The organism is Furfurilactobacillus sp. W61-4 (assembly GCF_057545565.1).
Genome location: NZ_BAAJNZ010000005.1, coordinates 127,474 through 142,676, shown reverse-complemented (window position 1 = coordinate 142,676; position 15,203 = coordinate 127,474). Strand labels below are relative to the sequence as shown.

Annotated in this window: 15 protein-coding genes; 10 read left to right on the top strand and 5 right to left on the bottom strand. The window is 42.4% G+C overall.

All coding sequences use genetic code 11. The annotated features are described in order from the left end of the window. The first annotated feature begins 9 nt into the window (after positions 1 to 9). From trxA to AC27FN_RS07730, 3 genes are all read left to right on the top strand, one after another. Entirely contained in the window at positions 10 to 333 is a 324-nt protein-coding gene (gene trxA / locus AC27FN_RS07740; protein WP_487167429.1) for a thioredoxin, read from the top strand. Between the two features lie 115 nt (positions 334 to 448). Next, positions 449 to 1,273, top strand: a complete 825-nt coding sequence (locus tag AC27FN_RS07735) for an alpha/beta hydrolase (protein ID WP_487167428.1) — start codon at positions 449 to 451, stop codon at positions 1,271 to 1,273. 193 nt (positions 1,274 to 1,466) lie between these two features. Continuing rightward, the gene (locus AC27FN_RS07730) at positions 1,467 to 1,901 is read left to right on the top strand and encodes a MarR family winged helix-turn-helix transcriptional regulator (protein ID WP_487167427.1); all 435 of its coding nucleotides are present in this window, start codon (positions 1,467 to 1,469) and stop codon (positions 1,899 to 1,901) included. 101 nt (positions 1,902 to 2,002) lie between these two features. Here the strand turns inward: AC27FN_RS07730 and AC27FN_RS07725 are convergent, their stop codons facing one another. Continuing rightward, on the bottom strand, positions 2,003 to 2,554 hold the full coding sequence (locus tag AC27FN_RS07725) for a TetR/AcrR family transcriptional regulator (RefSeq protein ID WP_487167426.1): 552 nt from the start codon (positions 2,552 to 2,554) through the stop codon (positions 2,003 to 2,005). Between the two features lie 295 nt (positions 2,555 to 2,849). After that, positions 2,850 to 3,029 (bottom strand): hypothetical protein, encoded by a 180-nt coding sequence (locus tag AC27FN_RS07720; protein WP_407884873.1) that lies wholly within the window; start codon positions 3,027 to 3,029, stop codon positions 2,850 to 2,852. Between the two features lie 587 nt (positions 3,030 to 3,616). Here AC27FN_RS07720 and AC27FN_RS07715 point away from each other — a divergent pair. Then, the gene (locus tag AC27FN_RS07715; RefSeq protein WP_487167425.1) at positions 3,617 to 4,027 is read left to right on the top strand and encodes a CPBP family glutamic-type intramembrane protease; all 411 of its coding nucleotides are present in this window, start codon (positions 3,617 to 3,619) and stop codon (positions 4,025 to 4,027) included. Positions 4,028 to 4,267: 240 nt separating this feature from the next. Here the strand turns inward: AC27FN_RS07715 and AC27FN_RS07710 are convergent, their stop codons facing one another. Beyond that, the gene (locus AC27FN_RS07710) at positions 4,268 to 4,696 is read right to left on the bottom strand and encodes an ArsC/Spx/MgsR family protein (protein WP_487167424.1); all 429 of its coding nucleotides are present in this window, start codon (positions 4,694 to 4,696) and stop codon (positions 4,268 to 4,270) included. A 382-nt stretch (positions 4,697 to 5,078) separates the two neighbouring features. Between AC27FN_RS07710 and AC27FN_RS07705 the strand changes: the two genes are divergently transcribed. After that, a complete protein-coding gene (locus AC27FN_RS07705) occupies positions 5,079 to 5,552 on the top strand; it encodes a MarR family winged helix-turn-helix transcriptional regulator (RefSeq protein WP_487167423.1) in 474 nt (157 codons plus the stop codon). Between the two features lie 347 nt (positions 5,553 to 5,899). After that, positions 5,900 to 6,331: a MarR family winged helix-turn-helix transcriptional regulator gene (locus AC27FN_RS07700; RefSeq protein ID WP_487167422.1), complete on the top strand. Its 432-nt coding sequence runs from the start codon at positions 5,900 to 5,902 to the stop codon at positions 6,329 to 6,331. A 232-nt stretch (positions 6,332 to 6,563) separates the two neighbouring features. Here AC27FN_RS07700 and lplA read toward each other — a convergent pair whose 3' ends face one another. After that, the gene (lplA, locus tag AC27FN_RS07695; protein WP_487167421.1) at positions 6,564 to 7,589 is read right to left on the bottom strand and encodes a lipoate--protein ligase; all 1,026 of its coding nucleotides are present in this window, start codon (positions 7,587 to 7,589) and stop codon (positions 6,564 to 6,566) included. A gap of 417 nt (positions 7,590 to 8,006) precedes the next feature. On the opposite strand from lplA, the gene AC27FN_RS07690 reads away from it, so the two are divergent. The 4 genes from AC27FN_RS07690 (at position 8,007) to AC27FN_RS07675 (ending at position 14,828) form a co-directional block, all read left to right on the top strand. After that, the gene (locus AC27FN_RS07690; protein WP_487167420.1) at positions 8,007 to 9,338 is read left to right on the top strand and encodes a hypothetical protein; all 1,332 of its coding nucleotides are present in this window, start codon (positions 8,007 to 8,009) and stop codon (positions 9,336 to 9,338) included. 138 nt (positions 9,339 to 9,476) lie between these two features. Further along, positions 9,477 to 11,633: a hypothetical protein gene (locus tag AC27FN_RS07685; RefSeq protein ID WP_487167419.1), complete on the top strand. Its 2,157-nt coding sequence runs from the start codon at positions 9,477 to 9,479 to the stop codon at positions 11,631 to 11,633. Positions 11,634 to 11,678: 45 nt separating this feature from the next. Continuing rightward, complete coding sequence (locus tag AC27FN_RS07680; RefSeq protein WP_487167418.1) at positions 11,679 to 13,208, top strand: glycosyltransferase; 1,530 nt, start codon at positions 11,679 to 11,681, stop codon at positions 13,206 to 13,208. A 12-nt stretch (positions 13,209 to 13,220) separates the two neighbouring features. After that, positions 13,221 to 14,828 carry a glycosyltransferase family 4 protein gene (locus AC27FN_RS07675; RefSeq protein ID WP_487167417.1) on the top strand — a complete coding sequence of 536 codons (1,608 nt, stop codon included), beginning with the start codon at positions 13,221 to 13,223 and terminating at the stop codon, positions 14,826 to 14,828. A 108-nt stretch (positions 14,829 to 14,936) separates the two neighbouring features. On the opposite strand, the gene AC27FN_RS07670 is transcribed toward AC27FN_RS07675, so the two are convergent. Further along, positions 14,937 to 15,200 carry a hypothetical protein gene (locus AC27FN_RS07670; RefSeq protein WP_487167416.1) on the bottom strand — a complete coding sequence of 88 codons (264 nt, stop codon included), beginning with the start codon at positions 15,198 to 15,200 and terminating at the stop codon, positions 14,937 to 14,939. Positions 15,201 to 15,203 lie beyond the last annotated feature (3 nt).

Below are 15,203 nucleotides of genomic sequence, written 5' to 3'. Positions count from 1 at the left end.
GGAACATGGATGGCGCAAACAGTCTCTTCACAAGCACAAATTGACGCAGCAACAGCTAGTGGTTTAGCAGTTCTGGATGTTTGGGCTCCTTGGTGTGCCCCTTGTAAAATGATGGAACCGGTACTTGCACAGTTAGAGCATAGCTATAGCGATCAAATTCACTTTTTGAAATTGAATGTGGATGATCATCAAGCATTAGCTGAACAATATAAGGTAATGAGTGTGCCTAGTCTGGTGATCTTTAAACAAGGAAAAGCCGCGGAAAAAGTTGCTGGTTACTATCCAGAAGGCAAGTTACGGCGTTATCTGGACGCTAAATTGATGGAACTTTAATTAAAAATTGAGTTTAGTCAGCGCCTCTTCCTCGTAGGAGGCGTTTTTTTACGGTTCCGTCACTCGATTGATTGGTTGCGGTATAATGTAGTTCATCGTAAAAGGAGATGTCACTGTGAGTAAACGTCAGAAAGTTGCAAAGTCGTCGACTCGACGCCAGAATCGTTTCGTGCGGTGGCTGATCATCTGTTTATGTGCCATTCTAATTCTAGCTGGTGTGGTAGTGGGCTGGGAAGCAAGCGAGCAAAAAGAATTAGAGCATGTTCAAGTGAACTATAGTGATCGGCCGACCGTCTTTGTTTCGGGGGACTACAGTAACTGGCTGACGTTTGGCCCGATGAACCAACGTTTACAACGTTATGGATTAGCTCAAGCAGTATGGACGGTTCACGTCGCTAAGAACGGTCATGCGACTATTGATAAGCATCGACCACTGGGCCATCGGAACCCGCTGATTTTGGTACTCTTTGCTGATAATCACAATGCCAAGCGAGAAGCTCACCAATTAACCGGTGTTATGTACCTATTAAGGCAGCAAGAGCACATCGACTCGGTTAATTTCGTGGGCCATTCATCAGGCTGTAATATTATTTATCAATACTTAACTGGTCCGGCAGCCATTCATCGTCAACAATATCCACAGACAAACAAATTCATTAATATCGCAACAACATTTAGTAAACGTGAACAGGAAGCAGCTAATCGATTCCCTAAAGCGACGCGAGTTTTAAATATCGCCGGTAACTTTGCGAATACTGGCGGTGATTTAGGCGTTTCAGTGCATGGGGATCAACAATTAGGTCGACTATTGCAGGACCGGGTTAAAACATATCGAAGCGTTACATTAAATGGTGGTGTGTCTGTCATTCATTATTTGTTACATCAAAATCCGCGAGTAGATCGGCTAATCGTTGAGTTCTTGTGGGGAGAATCGTCCTAACCACACACCTGGCGTCATTGATTGATGAATTGCAAGGACTAGACCAGTAGGTTGGCGCGTTCTAAAAGTGAAACATTTTTATCGAAAATGTTCCGGTGTTGCTGACAATCAAGGGGTATTAGCATAAAATAATAGTCTGTAAATTTAGATTAGAAAGTAATCAACCACAATAAGAATGTGAAGGAAGCTAGTCATGGAAAATGATGATTTAATCAGTGACTATGAAGATGTGTATTTCTACGTTGGCCAATTTTTGAGTCAATATATTTCGCAACCGGACCGGCCCCATGGCTTATCTTACGGACATTTTCTTGTCTTAAAAGGGATTGCAGCAGATGAAAATTGCTTAATGACCAATTTGGCAACACGACTGGAGACTTCGCAGTCCACGGTGGTCAGCGAATTGAAGCGATTGCTAAAATTAGGATTAGTCCGTCAAGTGGAAAATTTAGATGATCGGCGACAGAAATTTCTTCAACTGACTGATGAAGGTGTGACTGTGTTGGCAGAATTGCAGGCCGAACATGCCCAATTATTCGATCACATGGTGGAACAAGTCGGCTATGAGGAAGCTAAGCAATTCATTCAGACGATCAAAAAGGCGCGGGCAGTTCTAGCTGCATCTTAAAGTATCTCGAGCTAAAAAATAAAATGCTAAGCCAAAAAAGTGTGACATATAAGCCGAATGACTGACTTATATACCACACTTTTTCGCTTTAAATTTAATTGTCAGTTGGGTTGGTCTGGAATGTTGATGAAGTTAAATACCATCTGCGCCATTTGTTCAGGAGATTGGGGAGGCTCATTTTGTAACCAAAGCAGAATCATTTCGCTTAACCCGCCAGCCAGATAAACAGTCCAATATTGGGGATCCTGGAGCGTGGTTTGCAATAACTGAGCTTCTACAAGGTTCTTGAGCCAGTCACGGAAATGAAAATATAAAATGTAGCGTAGATTGGCATCAATGAGTTGTTTAGCAGGTTCGCGAAAACTATTAAAGAGTTCAAAGAAGCGAACAGTTTGAGAAAAAGGGTCGTGGATCTGTTCGCGAACGAGAGTATGCAAATATTGATCTCGACGGCGGCTGAATTCGCTAGCAATGATGTCTTCAGGTGATTTAAAATGGCGGTAGAAAAAAGTTCGTGAAATGCCAGCTTGCCGACATAAAACAGTTACCTTGATTGATGCCAATGGATGATCAGCCAATAAATCAACCAATGTTAAAAAGAGCTGTTGTGTCTTTAATTCACGATTAGATAGGAACATAAAATCCTTGGTCATCAGACACCTCAAAGGTTCAAGCGGCATGTTCATTAGCGTGCTGTTTGATTACTTATGCATTTGTCTACAGCTGTTAACTATTCAGCAGTATCTTATCACATGTTGATCAATTAACGTCAAGCATAACATTGGCTATTTTGGGTAGACCTTGACAGCTGTTAGTGATCGGTTATGTACAGATGGTTAAGCGTAAGTTAAATCAAAAACGCGTTGAAACTAACTCTCGAGTGAGCTGGTTTCAACGCGTTTCTTGTTAGTTTGTCTGAGCTAACTCTTCATGGGTGAAGGCTAAGCATCACTGCAGACTCATTCGGTTGTTCTCTCGAGCAGCTTCTAAAAGAGCCATGAGTTCTTTTGAATAGTCTGTCAAATCGTCATAGATGAGTGCTTGGCTCTGATCACTGGCTTGTAATGTATATAGCCAGTTAATTAGTTGAGCATCGTCATCGTTTACATTAATAATCCATTGTTTCATTTTGATGCCTCCGGTTTAGTTGCTTACAACTAAAATGTCTACGATTAAATTTACCACAATTTGAATGAGAAGTGTCTGAATCCTTGAAAAAAATCGGCGCGTTCGGTCGCTTCTTTTGAAAGCGAATTGAGAAAATGTGGGACTAATTGAATCCACTTGTCATCTGTTTGTTTTGACATATCGCTATATGTAATAGATAAGATTATTGTTAAATTAAAATGGAGGACAAAACATAGTGGAAAAGAATTTTTTTTGAGCGGAAGGATGATCGATGACCAATGCCAATCATCGACGATAATGTTTCGATTGGCCGACTTTGGGGGCTGTTTATTTTTCCGATTGGCGTTTTTATCTGTGTTGTATTAGTTTCAAAGTATTATCCGATGAATAGCGCATGGCTTCAATTCGTTGTGCTGGCGTTAGTACCGACAATTGTTTTATTGAGCTCATATCAGCTAATTAGTGGACAAAGACCATGGGCGTTGTTCGGACGTGTGACTGGTAAGGAATGGCGGCACACACTGATGAGGTTTGTTTTGTAGGTTGCTTATGCCGTCGTCATGCAGTCTGTCTTTAGAGCACTTAATGTGACGACTGCTAAAAACCCAGCGGGGATCGGACTGAATGGCGAACATCGTTGGTCGGCCTTTCTCCAACAGGCGTTTAATGATTTATTTGAACTGATGAATGAAGAGTTTTTAGGGATTTTTATTTTCTTGGCTTTTGCGGCCGCTTTAATGGAGCAATTTCATTTTAGACGTAATGTTGCAATTTGGGGTTCCTTGGCAGTTTCAATTATTGTTTTTGGCATGGTTCACTTTGCTGCCTATCAGTGGAATTTAATTCAGATGTTGGTTTTAATTGGCGTTACTCGTCTTTTTTTGACAGGAGCCTATTTATATTCAAAAAGCATTTGGACTTCATTTGCAATGCATTATACTTTCGATACGATGTTCTTTTTAATGCTGGCGGGGGCGACATGGTTCAGGCAATTATAGTATTTGACACGCCCTTTAGCTCGTCGATGGGTAAGCTTATAAAAGAATCTATAAAAAACAGAAAGCTGATCATTGCCCCCTCGGCAACGTTCAGCTTTCTGTTTTTTATTCGCACAACTATTATATAAATAGACCAGCAAGTGACATAATCTGTGACAGGCGGGGCTATTTTTTAATTAGATAGCCTGTTTATTGTTAAAAACGGTTAATTGAACCACGTTAACTTATTGCGATAGTTAATCAACTCGCATCCGTAGCGTTAAGCGCTTTCAATAACTTTGAGAATTCAGCTTCGCGTGTCTGGCGAGGAATGAAGGTCCGAACCTCATTGATTGAAAAGCCAGTTTGAAGAAGATGGTGTTGGTAATCGAATATAATCGGAAAATGCAATAATGTAGCATCATCATGAATAAAAGATAAAAGCTCATGGAGCGGCATTTCGTCAAGATTATGGTGTTGCGTTAAAGCTAAGTATGAAGAAGATTGATGGGATAAAAGACCGTCAACGCCATTTTCAGAAGCGGCCAACATTTGCTTTAAATCATTTAGGTCAATTTTGGTACCGGTACGGCTGATTGGATGTTCTCGAAATTCAATCCCGTGTTCATTAAGAAAATTTACTGCCCGTCTAGAAGGTAAGTTTGAAGTAATAGTGTATAAGTCAATCATAATAATGGCCCCCTCATATTTGATTAACCTGAGTATAATACTTTTAGTAAACCTTGTACATCATTTAAGTTGTACAAAATAAATTTTTGTACAGATGATTAAGACTGGTATAGAGCGGTTTATACCAATGACGCTATCAAAGGAATATAGTTCACCCGTTTCAGCATATACTGTGGAACTAGTTATCACTGGATATTTTTAAGCGCGAAAAAGATGAAGAATTTCCAAAAAGAATTTATTCGGTCAGTTGTATATACAGCAAAGTGGTATAGTATGGCTATCGATTTATTGATATACCGGCTTAATATTTTTTAAACAGTGAAATTGCCTTACGATTTTTAAAACCGGTTTTAGTTAAGTGAAATGTTTGGGGGAGTAACAAATGACAGATTTAGAACTGATGCGTGCGTTTGATGAGGAATATCTTTTTGTTGGTCGCTTTTTGAGTGAGTTTATTTCCGCTCCAGATCGTGAATACGATTTGTCTCACGAACAGTGGTTAATTTTAGAAGCAATTGAAGAGCATGATCGCTGGTTACTTGCAGATTTAGCTGACATGTTGCATGTGACTCGTCCGGCGGTTTCTTCGAAAATAAGTGTGTTGGTACGAATGAGCCTGATTGAACAGCAAGAGGATCCTGAAGACCGACGTAAGAAATTTTTGAAGCTCACCGACAAAGGGAGAAAAATCTTAAAAAAGCTCCGAGATATTCATGCCCAACGTTTTCAAGAATGGTTAGCGGTACTGGGACGGGAAGAAGCGCAACGAGCATTGCTTATTGTACAGAAAATTGAAAAAGAATTAGTACCTAATGATCCTTGGACAAATACGCAACATTTGCGTGACCATGAATAAATAGTTAGCAGCAACGAATAGAGACCCACATAGAAGCGGAGTTTGGAATTAACCGGACGCTGCTTTTTTGTTGCACGTGAACCAAGTGATACGGCATACCAAGGGCGATGTTGCAGAATAGAAAAAACATTGTGATAAAGATACCATTTATAAAGATAATGGTGTAATATTTAATTGATCATTATGGATATAATATACTTAGAGTAATTTATCGGTAATGAAAAATGTCTTTATTAGTTATTTTCGCCAATATACCTCGTATAAACGCGAAGTCTTTATTTCGTTAGTCTTAATGGTTGTATCCTCATTTAAATGAGGTTAAAAATGATTGATTAGGGGAGTTCTTTATGACAGACAATGAATTATTTTCAGCTTTTGAACAAGAATATTTTTTTGTTGGACAGTTTATTAATGATTTTGTTGGGGCGCCGGACAAAGCGGCAGGGATTTCGCATGAACAATGGCTTATCATGAAAGCTATCAAGACACACGAACAGTGGTTGTTAGCGGATTTGGCAAAGATGCTAAGAGTTTCTCGTCCGGCCGTCTCGGCTAAAATTAGTGGTCTGATTAAGTTTGGATATATTCGTCAACAGGAGGATCCGACTGATCGACGTAAGAAATTCTTATACTTAACGGATACAGGCGAAGCGATCGTTGAAAAGCTAGAACAGGCTCACCAAGATCGGTTTCAAAAATTGTCTAAAACGCTAGGAAAGAAACAGTCAGAAAATTTACTAAGTGCAATTAAAATGATTGAGTCAGCGATTACTGCATAAGAGGTTGGACTTCGAACGGACAGTGATGATCGACAACCTAATGGTCGAGTTTTTAATGGTTTTACCGGAAACGTTCAATACAGACGACGAACTTTGGCATCATTTCTTATTTGGAACCAAGCAATGCTAATCTGAAGCAAAAAGCGGTTCGATTCCCGATAATTTCAGGAAAATCGAACCGCTTTTTTTGCTACTGACTAAGTGAGCCCTCGTTCATTTTTTACTCGACAATTTAATGGGCTAAAATCAGCGCCACGAGAGCTTCAACCGGCACATTGCCGATATTATTTTGATAGTCACCAGCTGTCAGAGCAGCTGTGAGGCCTTGCTGAGTGAATGGCACGCCAAGCATGACTGCATCAACGATCGCCGGATCACCACCATTGATAAAATCACCGTACGTTTTAAAGGCGGAAATTCGTTGATCATTCACGCTAAAGTTGAAGGCAACCGTCCCGATATCAAAGTGATGACTGCGGTACTGATCATAGCCAGGGTTCTTGCCGTAATTCCAGGCATCAGTGTCGTATTTACCAGCGAGCCGTTGATCAATGATCGACCAATCATGATCATTGAGGTGATAAGTCTCGACTTTTGCTAAGTCATTAACGTTAAAAATCCGTTTCAATAATTCGGTCCTAAATTGTTCAATGGACAGATTTTGAAATTCCGGTCGCAAATAAGACATGATGTTAGTGACGCGACTATTCACTGATTTAACGCCTTTTGAAGCCAACTTTTCTGCATCAGGTGTTAAAACGGTGGCAGCAGCATCAAGATTTAGGTTGTACATTAAGGTGCCGCCAGCAGCGAAAGCATCGCCGACTTTGAACATCGTCATTCCCGAAAATTTTTGGTTGCCAAGCACCATATCATTTCGACCACGCAGTTGTGCTTGGGTGGCGCCCATATCTTGTAAGGCCTTTAAAATTGGATCTGCGAAAACATTGAAGTGACCGAAATCGCTAGTGTCTCCGATAACGATGTTTTCAAAAATCAGATTACCGAAGTCGTGGTAGACGGCACCGCCACCAGAAGTCCGCCGCACGAGTTTGATGTCGTGATCTTTTAAGTAAGGCAGGTTGACTTCATTATAAGCATTTTGATGAACGCCAATAATGGCGGCTGGTTGATTAACATAAACCATTAGACCGTGACCAGGTAAGTGTAAATCATTGACCAGATAGTTATCTAAGGATTGGTTGACGATGGGGTCATAGACTGGTTGACCATTGCGCGTTACGTCATATAAAAACATCTGCGGCCTCCTTATTTGACCTTTTGTATTCGCTTACATGACTCATTCTACGACTTTTGAGTGGTGACGACTCAACCAATCAAAAATTTACGCAACTAAAAAAGGCTCAGAGCGAAACAAGCCGGGTGATGGCGATCACTAGCTGAGGATGGCTGGATGGCGTTCTTTGCCAATTAGACAGCCCGGGCTATGCACAGGCATCAGGCTTGTGTAGCTCTAAAAAAGCATGTTGGCCAGCCCCAACATGCTTTGCTCGCAAGACATAGCTTGCCAGTGCTCCCAGTGTAGCACATCTAAACAATAAATCTATATAATTTCGTGCATGTATATTTTAAAAATAGTACAATTTGCTTAGTACATTAGTTAAAATTAATGTGCTAAGTGCCGATCGAATCATCATTTTGGAGGTGAGTGGGCATGCAAAAAGAACCTGAACGCGCCCGATCAGGTTTACAACAATTAACCATGATGATGTTAGCTGTGAGCGGTGTCGTGTTTGCAACAACTGCCAAAGTATTGGCCGATCCAGTGACACAGACAAATGTGCCAACCAATCAGTCGACAACTTTGTTTGGCAAAACGAGCCTTGGCGGGGGCAGTCAGCCTAATTCAAGTAGTCAAAATACCGCTCAAGACCAGCGATCAGGTCAGCAACAAGCGATCATATCAGCGGCTGCGGCTGCCGACCAGGTTGAGGGTGTGAATCGTTCTGCCCAGCAAGTTGTCAGTCAAGCGGCCAGCGAGGTTACTCAAACGACCAGTTTAGCGGCCGCGGCGGTCAGTGACTATCCAGAACAAGCAACTTTGCAACAAATTGCCAGGCAAACAAATTCGCAACAACAGCAAGTTAGCCACGAAACCATTCAGATTCGCCAAATAGCTGGTGAGATAACTTCCCAGACGATGGCCCTGCGTCGTTTGGCGCAATTCAGCGATGATGATCAGTTACTGACGAGTGCGGTTCAGCAGGCAACTTCGATGGCTGGAGATCTAAGCTTACTAGCCGATCAGATGCGTTCATTTGCCGTTATTGCCAATGGCTGGCGAGAGATCGCTAATAACAACGCGCAGACAATTCAACAGTTATTGGTGACTCTTTCCGGCCATCAAAATGATGCCTTGCCGGGTCAACCAGCGATGCTTTGGCAACCTGCTGTTGATCGCTTTGTGCCAGTGGTTAGCTCAGCAAGTCCTCAGTCATCAAAGCCAAACACCGTGGTCAGACAAAAATCGAGTCCTCAGGCGGATGAGAATGTAAATGTAATGACATGGCCGGCGGCAGTGGCGGCTAGCCAAGTTGACCAGGCAGCAGCGACTCAGCTATCTGAGCAGCCTGAGCCGAAAAAAAGGAGTCATGAGCAGACTCAGATACTCCATCAGCCTGCAACCGCGACAAAGAATCATCAGAATAACCGACACTCGAGGGCTGCTGGCCAAACGCTTCGGACCAAAAAGATGAGTCGGTTGAATGAAGCTCGTCAAACACTGCAATTTCTTGGCGTCTTAATCCTGATCTTGGCGGTAACTTTGCTTTATCGAATGATTATCCGCCGGGTCATTGTCATTAAAGACGGTCAGTATCTGATTGCTCGAAACGGTCAGGTAACGTTTGCGGCAGTTAGTGTCGATTCGGCAACTGTGCTTTCGAACTATTTTGCGGCTAAACGTTTACTGAATGGTGAACATGGCTACATGATTGTTTCAGCTCATAAATTCAAAGCAGCAATTCGTAAAAAAATTAGAAAATAAATTTTTAAAAGCCTGCTAATTCGGCACTTCTAGCATTAAACGAATTGTTTCGTTTAAAAATAGTTTTGCGAAGGAAAAATAATGTTGTAATATTGTTTTATAAAATGTTTACATTTCTGTTGTGTAGGAGATAGTGGGATGAAACTTTTCGGTAGAAAGAAATACGATAACCTCGTTGATTCACTAGCCAAACGCGAAGAAGATGAGCCGGCAGGACAAACTAAAGACGCCGTTGCTAAAACCGTAGCGGCTCCTGATTCAACTGAAACATCTGCAGACAGTGTTCAATCACAAGCCAAGTCCAATACCAAGGGAGAAGACTCAGTTGCCTCCTTGTCTGGGTCTTTTTCCATGCTTGGTGGTGCAGAAATTGTTTTTGGTGGTGATCCACGGTCGTCACAAGCAAAACCGGCCACGTCTGAGACGACCGTTAAAGTTGATGAAGAACGCGACCAAGCAGAAACAACTAGCCAAGCGGCTCCTGATTCGGCCACTGATCAAGTGTCAGCGTCAACTGAGACAAATGACGTGCAAGAGCCGGCAAAGGCTAGTTCATCTAACGACCCCCAAGCTGATCAAGCGACTACAGCCGATTCGGCAGAGGTCAAAGAGAAGACAAAACAGCCTGAGACGGACGATGAAGATGCCGTCCTGGCCGCCGTTAGAAAAGCGGCTGGTTTAGCGCCAAAATCGAATAAAAATTCATCATCAAATGCTGAAACGGTTGCAAAAGATGATCAACAAGAGGATGCCATGACAGACACAGAAAAGACCGCAACTGCGGCAACAAGTAACGCAGATTCAAGTGATGAAAAATCAGCAGTAGGTGGTCAAACAAGTGAATCAGCAAGCCAGTTAAAGGAGCATACGGATTCTGCGACACAAGTTAAGTCTGATGAGGATATCAGTGAAGTAGCCGCCGATACGGAGCGGGATCAGCCTAGTCAGAAGAGTGACACTAAAGAACAAGTCATTGATGCCAGTAATGTTGATTTCAGTGCATTAGAGGCCGACGTTGTTGAAGATGACGAAGCGCAATCAAGTTACGCTGATGTAGATACCGAAGCACATCAAGCTGATGATGGATTAACGTCAACGGATAAAAGCGTTGAAGAACCAACCGAGGAACCGGTAATGGTTGATTCAGAGGATGTCGAAACGAACGAAACTTCAGCTGCAGCGCAGACGGATCAAGATGGCACTTCTCAAACAGCGGCCGCCAAGTCTGGCAGTGAACAGCCAACTCAGTCAACAAAACAACCGGTGACTGATACTGCCGCCGCTGCTGAGGTGACCATTCCTGAGGATCCGGACCGTGAATTGACGGAGCCGGTTGCGCCTAGCGATGCCGAGAACGAAGAGCAGCCAGTGAGTGTTCAACAGAGCCAAACACTGGTTAACGCCACCATTTCTCAGCAATACAATAACGTGCTTTCGCAAAATAGTTTGTTACTCTCGCAAATTGAGCGGCTGCAAGGCGTCAATGATAAGCTCAATAAACAAATTAGTCGGTGGCAGGAATATCGTAATGAAGCGACGGGATACATTAACAACATTACGATTAAGAGTCAAGATCAAGTCTTGAAGTTAAAGAAGAACCAAGAAAAAGAGCTTGATGAAGTCAACGAAGCTTGGCTTCAGAAGTTTGATGAACGATCCGCAGAAGTTGACCGAAAGTATCAAGAGTTTGAAAAGCGAATTCAAGGCATCATCGCCACTGAAAGCCAAGAAAAGGCTGATCTGCAAGATCAGATTACTAAACTTCAAAAAGATAATATGACGCTCGATAGCGAAGTCACCACACGCGGCTTCAAGATTAATGAGCTCACTGCGAGTCTTGATGAGCTGAAGCAAAGCAATGACGACCTAGAGGCGGCTAAGCGTGAATTGACTGATGAATTGAGTAAGGCTGTTAATGATTTGAACATTGCAGCGGAACGTTCACAGTCTGCAACTAACGAGGTTGCCGTACTTAAGAAGGAAAATGCTGACTGGAAGGATAATCTAGCCCAAGCCAAGGTTGAGTCACTAAACGCCTTTAACAAATCAGAGAGTCGCATGGGCGCCACAATTGCGGACTTGACGGAAAAGTTAGCTAAAGCCGAAAGTGATAAACAACAAAGCCAGAACAAGTATTCTGCCAGTCTGCAGCGGCAACGGGAACTTGAAAGTACCGTTAACGATCTGAATAAGCAAAATAAGACGTTGCTTGATCAGATCAGTGAAATGGAAGCCGGCGACACGAAGGACTACATGAGTGTGCCAACGTTTGAAAATGATTTTCCACAAATGTAAGCTCCCGTTTAGTTCATTATCCTTAATTAAGAAAGAGGTTTTTTTGTGAATTATTTTGTCAACGAAAATATTTTTTCACTCAACTCAGGGACAGAATTCTCAGCAGCAAAACGAATCCAACTGTTTAAGAATCATCAGATTCCTGCCAAAATGCTAACGCGTAATTATAATCCACAGTTGGTTGATGATACACAGCGCATTGGTTTGGAACCAACGGATGTGTTGAATATGTACAACTACTTTCAAGAAGTTACGGATGTCGCCAAACAGGATGTGGATGTCCGTTATACAGAAGTTATCGACAAGAATACTTATCAGATTGAAGGCGTCGATCCTAATGAATCTAAGTTAAACTATCACGGTCGAACCATTGGTAAGGCACTTATTGCACCAGCCACAGTGGGATTAGTAGGCGCTTTTGAATATTACAACGAGATGAATGATACAGTGGCTAAGGACATCTGGGATCGCCGAGGGTTTAAATCGTCTACTCAGTATTATCATCCCGATGGTCAAGAAGGCCCACAGGTGTTCTTTGATTTAACGGGGAAGCCTAAAATCGAGAAAACCCGGATGAACATCAACGGAGACTTACATACCACGATGTATAAATTGTTGGATTACAAAGGACGGGCTTGGCGCTTTAATTCTGAAAATGAATTCTTTGGCTTTTTCATGAATGAATTAGCGCAACAAGAACCAAGCGTCTTTATCAACGACCGGCCATCATTAATTAACGAAGTGGCTGGAATTAATAATGCGGTTGGGAAGTGGCAATACCTGCATAATGCTCACGAAATCAACACAGCCCAACGAGGTGGCTCAAATAAAGTCTTCGACTACATGGAACCACTCTTTAAGACCCATATGAATGATTTTGATGGGGTGATTGTGCCAACGCAGACACAGGCTAAAGAAATCACGAAGTTCTTTGGCTTTCAGCATGTGGCGGTGCTCTGGGACACCTTTAGTGAGCCGCATGAACCTAAGGCGGCTACGGAACGGGATAAAAATAAAGTTATCTTTACTGGCCGCATTTCCCCTGAAAAACAACCTGCCCAAGCAATCGAGGTGTTTGCCCACGCAAAGGCCAAACGACCTGATTTACATTTAGAATTCTATGGCTACAGTGCAGATGAAAAATTGAATCAAACGTTAGCGGACCTGGCCACCAAGCTAGGCGTTAGTGAGGCCGTTCACTACAATGGTTATCAAAATGCAACACAGTTTGCGGAAAAGGTTGCTGATGCTGCGGCAATGATTAGTGTTTCAATGACGGAAGGCTTTGGCGATAACATCCTTGAGGCCATGAGTTATGGCGTCCCAGTGGTGGCTTATGATGTCAAATATGGTATTGATGAATTATTGGATAAGACCACTGGTGCGACGGAACCCTTAAACGCGAGTGAACCATTGGGTGAAGATTTGGCTGATTTATTAGCTGATGAAAATGAGGCTAAGTGGCAAACGGCCATTGAGCGAACGCATGCTAAGGCACAAGCGTTCAATGAAGAACATGCTTGGCAACAATGGGAAACGACTCAAGCCAAAATCAAAAATCTGTTTGTGAAGTAGGGGAGTTAACGGATGATATTTTTTATTAATTCAAGCTTTAATAAAAAGAATTCAGGGATCGAACATGCTCAGTTAAAGCGGGCTGGGCTTTTTCGTGACAATAATGAACCATTCAAGTTAGTCTTTCGTGATTGGAATCCACGAATTCATGACTTTCTTCATGGCGTGGGGGTCACGGATGCAGAAACTCTGAATATGTTTGATTATTTTCAAAGAACTGAAACTGTGCCAACGAAAATTCTCCATGTTGAAGACCTTGATTTTGGTTTAACCGATTTGAGCTTCCTAAAGGAATCAAATAATCATCGTTATATCGTCACTCATGGTGATCAATTTATATCGCGTGTCAATTATTACGGTGATGATGATGCCGAACGCATTAGCTCGGTGGAACAATTTGATGGTTTTGGCAATTTGTATCGGGTTGATAATTATGACTTCCGTGGTTTTAAGACGTTATCTCAATGGTATACACCTGATAACAAGATTGGGACTGAAGTGTGGTATGACTTAGACGGTCGTCCAGTAATTGAAACATTCAATCGTTATGATGGACGGGGTCAATATATCAAGACTGGTTGGCGGTTAACGGAGACGAGTGGGGCAGTTTATAGTTTCGCTAATATTGAGGAGCTGACCCTTCATTTCTACAATCGTCTCAATGAGGATTATTGGAATGAAGACGAACCCAATGTCTTCATTATGGATCGGACTCATTTAGCAGACTGGCACCTACTCAATCTGGAACGGCCAGCTTATACAGTCTTACATTTGCACAATTCTCACGCCGGGGATGCGCAGGATCCAATGCACTCAGTGATGAATAACTTCTATGAATATGGATTAACGAACGCTAATCACTATGATGCCATTATTTCTGCCACCAAGAAGCAGACGAATGACGTCCGTCGACGCTTCAAACCGAAGAGCAAGTTGTTCACGATTCCTGTGGGGGTCGTTCCCAACGAATTGCTGGAACGTCAACGGGTACCAATGGCTGACCGGGTGGCCGGGAAAGTTCTGGTTACAGCTCGAGTGGCACCAGAAAAGCGGATCGATCATATTGTGGAAGCGGTTGGGATTGCCAAGCAACAAGTGCCGAATATTTCCCTTGATGTTTATGGTTATATTGACCATCGAGACAATGATCAAGCCATTAAATCAATCAATAAAATGATTGAAAAATATCATTTGCAAGATAGCGTGACCATTAATGAATATGCTGACAACGTTGGCGAGTTACAACGTCAAGCACAAATTTATGGGTTAGCTTCGATCATGGAAGGATTCAACTTATCCTTGATGGAAGCCATTAGCAACGGGATGGTTGGCGTCACTTACGATGTCAATTACGGCCCTAACGAACTGATTGTCGACGGTGAAAATGGCTACGTGGTGCCATACGAAGGCATTCAAGCAATGGCCGATAAATTTGTTGAATTATTCAGCAATCCAGATGAATTACAAGCCATGTCAACGCGCTCCTATGAATTGGCGGAACGTTATTCTGAGAAGAATGTATGGCGTGCTTGGCAACGATTACTGGGAGATGCCAAAAAGAAACACTTAGAATACGTTGAAAACATTGATCATGGATTAGGTGATCAACGTAAAAAGTAAGTCGAATTTAGCTTTCCGGATTAGGCGATTCGTTTAAAAAACAGCTTTCTTATCAGTGCAGACACTGATTAGGAAAGCTGTTTTTTCGTTTATCTACGCGGTTAAGCCTTACTCAGTGATTGAAGGCTGCTGCAAGTAAAGCTTTTGGGCATCTACGTAAGACTGGCGGAAGCATTCGAGGTTTTCAGCCTCACTGAGCGTCTGTTTATTTTGCATCAGTAGCTGGACATTCAAGCGAGCAAAGGCTAAAGCAAAATCATGAGATCGTGCGTCCTTTAATTGTTGAGCTTGTTGGTCTTTTTGACTCTCGGCCAGTTTGGTTAGTTGTTCAAATGGATTGGGATTAGTACTTGGAATAGTGTCATCGGCCATCGT

Bases quoted from the DNA above. Each gene is read 5' to 3' on its own strand.
- trxA (WP_487167429.1), top strand. From the start codon at position 10: ATGGCGCAAACAGTCTCTTCACAAGCACAAATTGACGCAGCAACAGCT.
- AC27FN_RS07730 (WP_487167427.1), top strand. From the start codon at position 1,467: ATGGAAAATGATGATTTAATCAGTGACTATGAAGATGTGTATTTCTAC.
- AC27FN_RS07725 (WP_487167426.1), bottom strand. From the start codon at position 2,554: ATGACCAAGGATTTTATGTTCCTATCTAATCGTGAATTAAAGACACAA.
- AC27FN_RS07720 (WP_407884873.1), bottom strand. From the start codon at position 3,029: ATGAAACAATGGATTATTAATGTAAACGATGACGATGCTCAACTAATT.
- AC27FN_RS07710 (WP_487167424.1), bottom strand. From the start codon at position 4,696: ATGATTGACTTATACACTATTACTTCAAACTTACCTTCTAGACGGGCA.
- AC27FN_RS07705 (WP_487167423.1), top strand. From the start codon at position 5,079: ATGACAGATTTAGAACTGATGCGTGCGTTTGATGAGGAATATCTTTTT.
- AC27FN_RS07700 (WP_487167422.1), top strand. From the start codon at position 5,900: ATGACAGACAATGAATTATTTTCAGCTTTTGAACAAGAATATTTTTTT.
- lplA (WP_487167421.1), bottom strand. From the start codon at position 7,589: ATGTTTTTATATGACGTAACGCGCAATGGTCAACCAGTCTATGACCCC.
- AC27FN_RS07690 (WP_487167420.1), top strand. From the start codon at position 8,007: ATGCAAAAAGAACCTGAACGCGCCCGATCAGGTTTACAACAATTAACC.
- AC27FN_RS07685 (WP_487167419.1), top strand. From the start codon at position 9,477: ATGAAACTTTTCGGTAGAAAGAAATACGATAACCTCGTTGATTCACTA.
- AC27FN_RS07675 (WP_487167417.1), top strand. From the start codon at position 13,221: ATGATATTTTTTATTAATTCAAGCTTTAATAAAAAGAATTCAGGGATC.
- AC27FN_RS07670 (WP_487167416.1), bottom strand. From the start codon at position 15,200: ATGGCCGATGACACTATTCCAAGTACTAATCCCAATCCATTTGAACAA.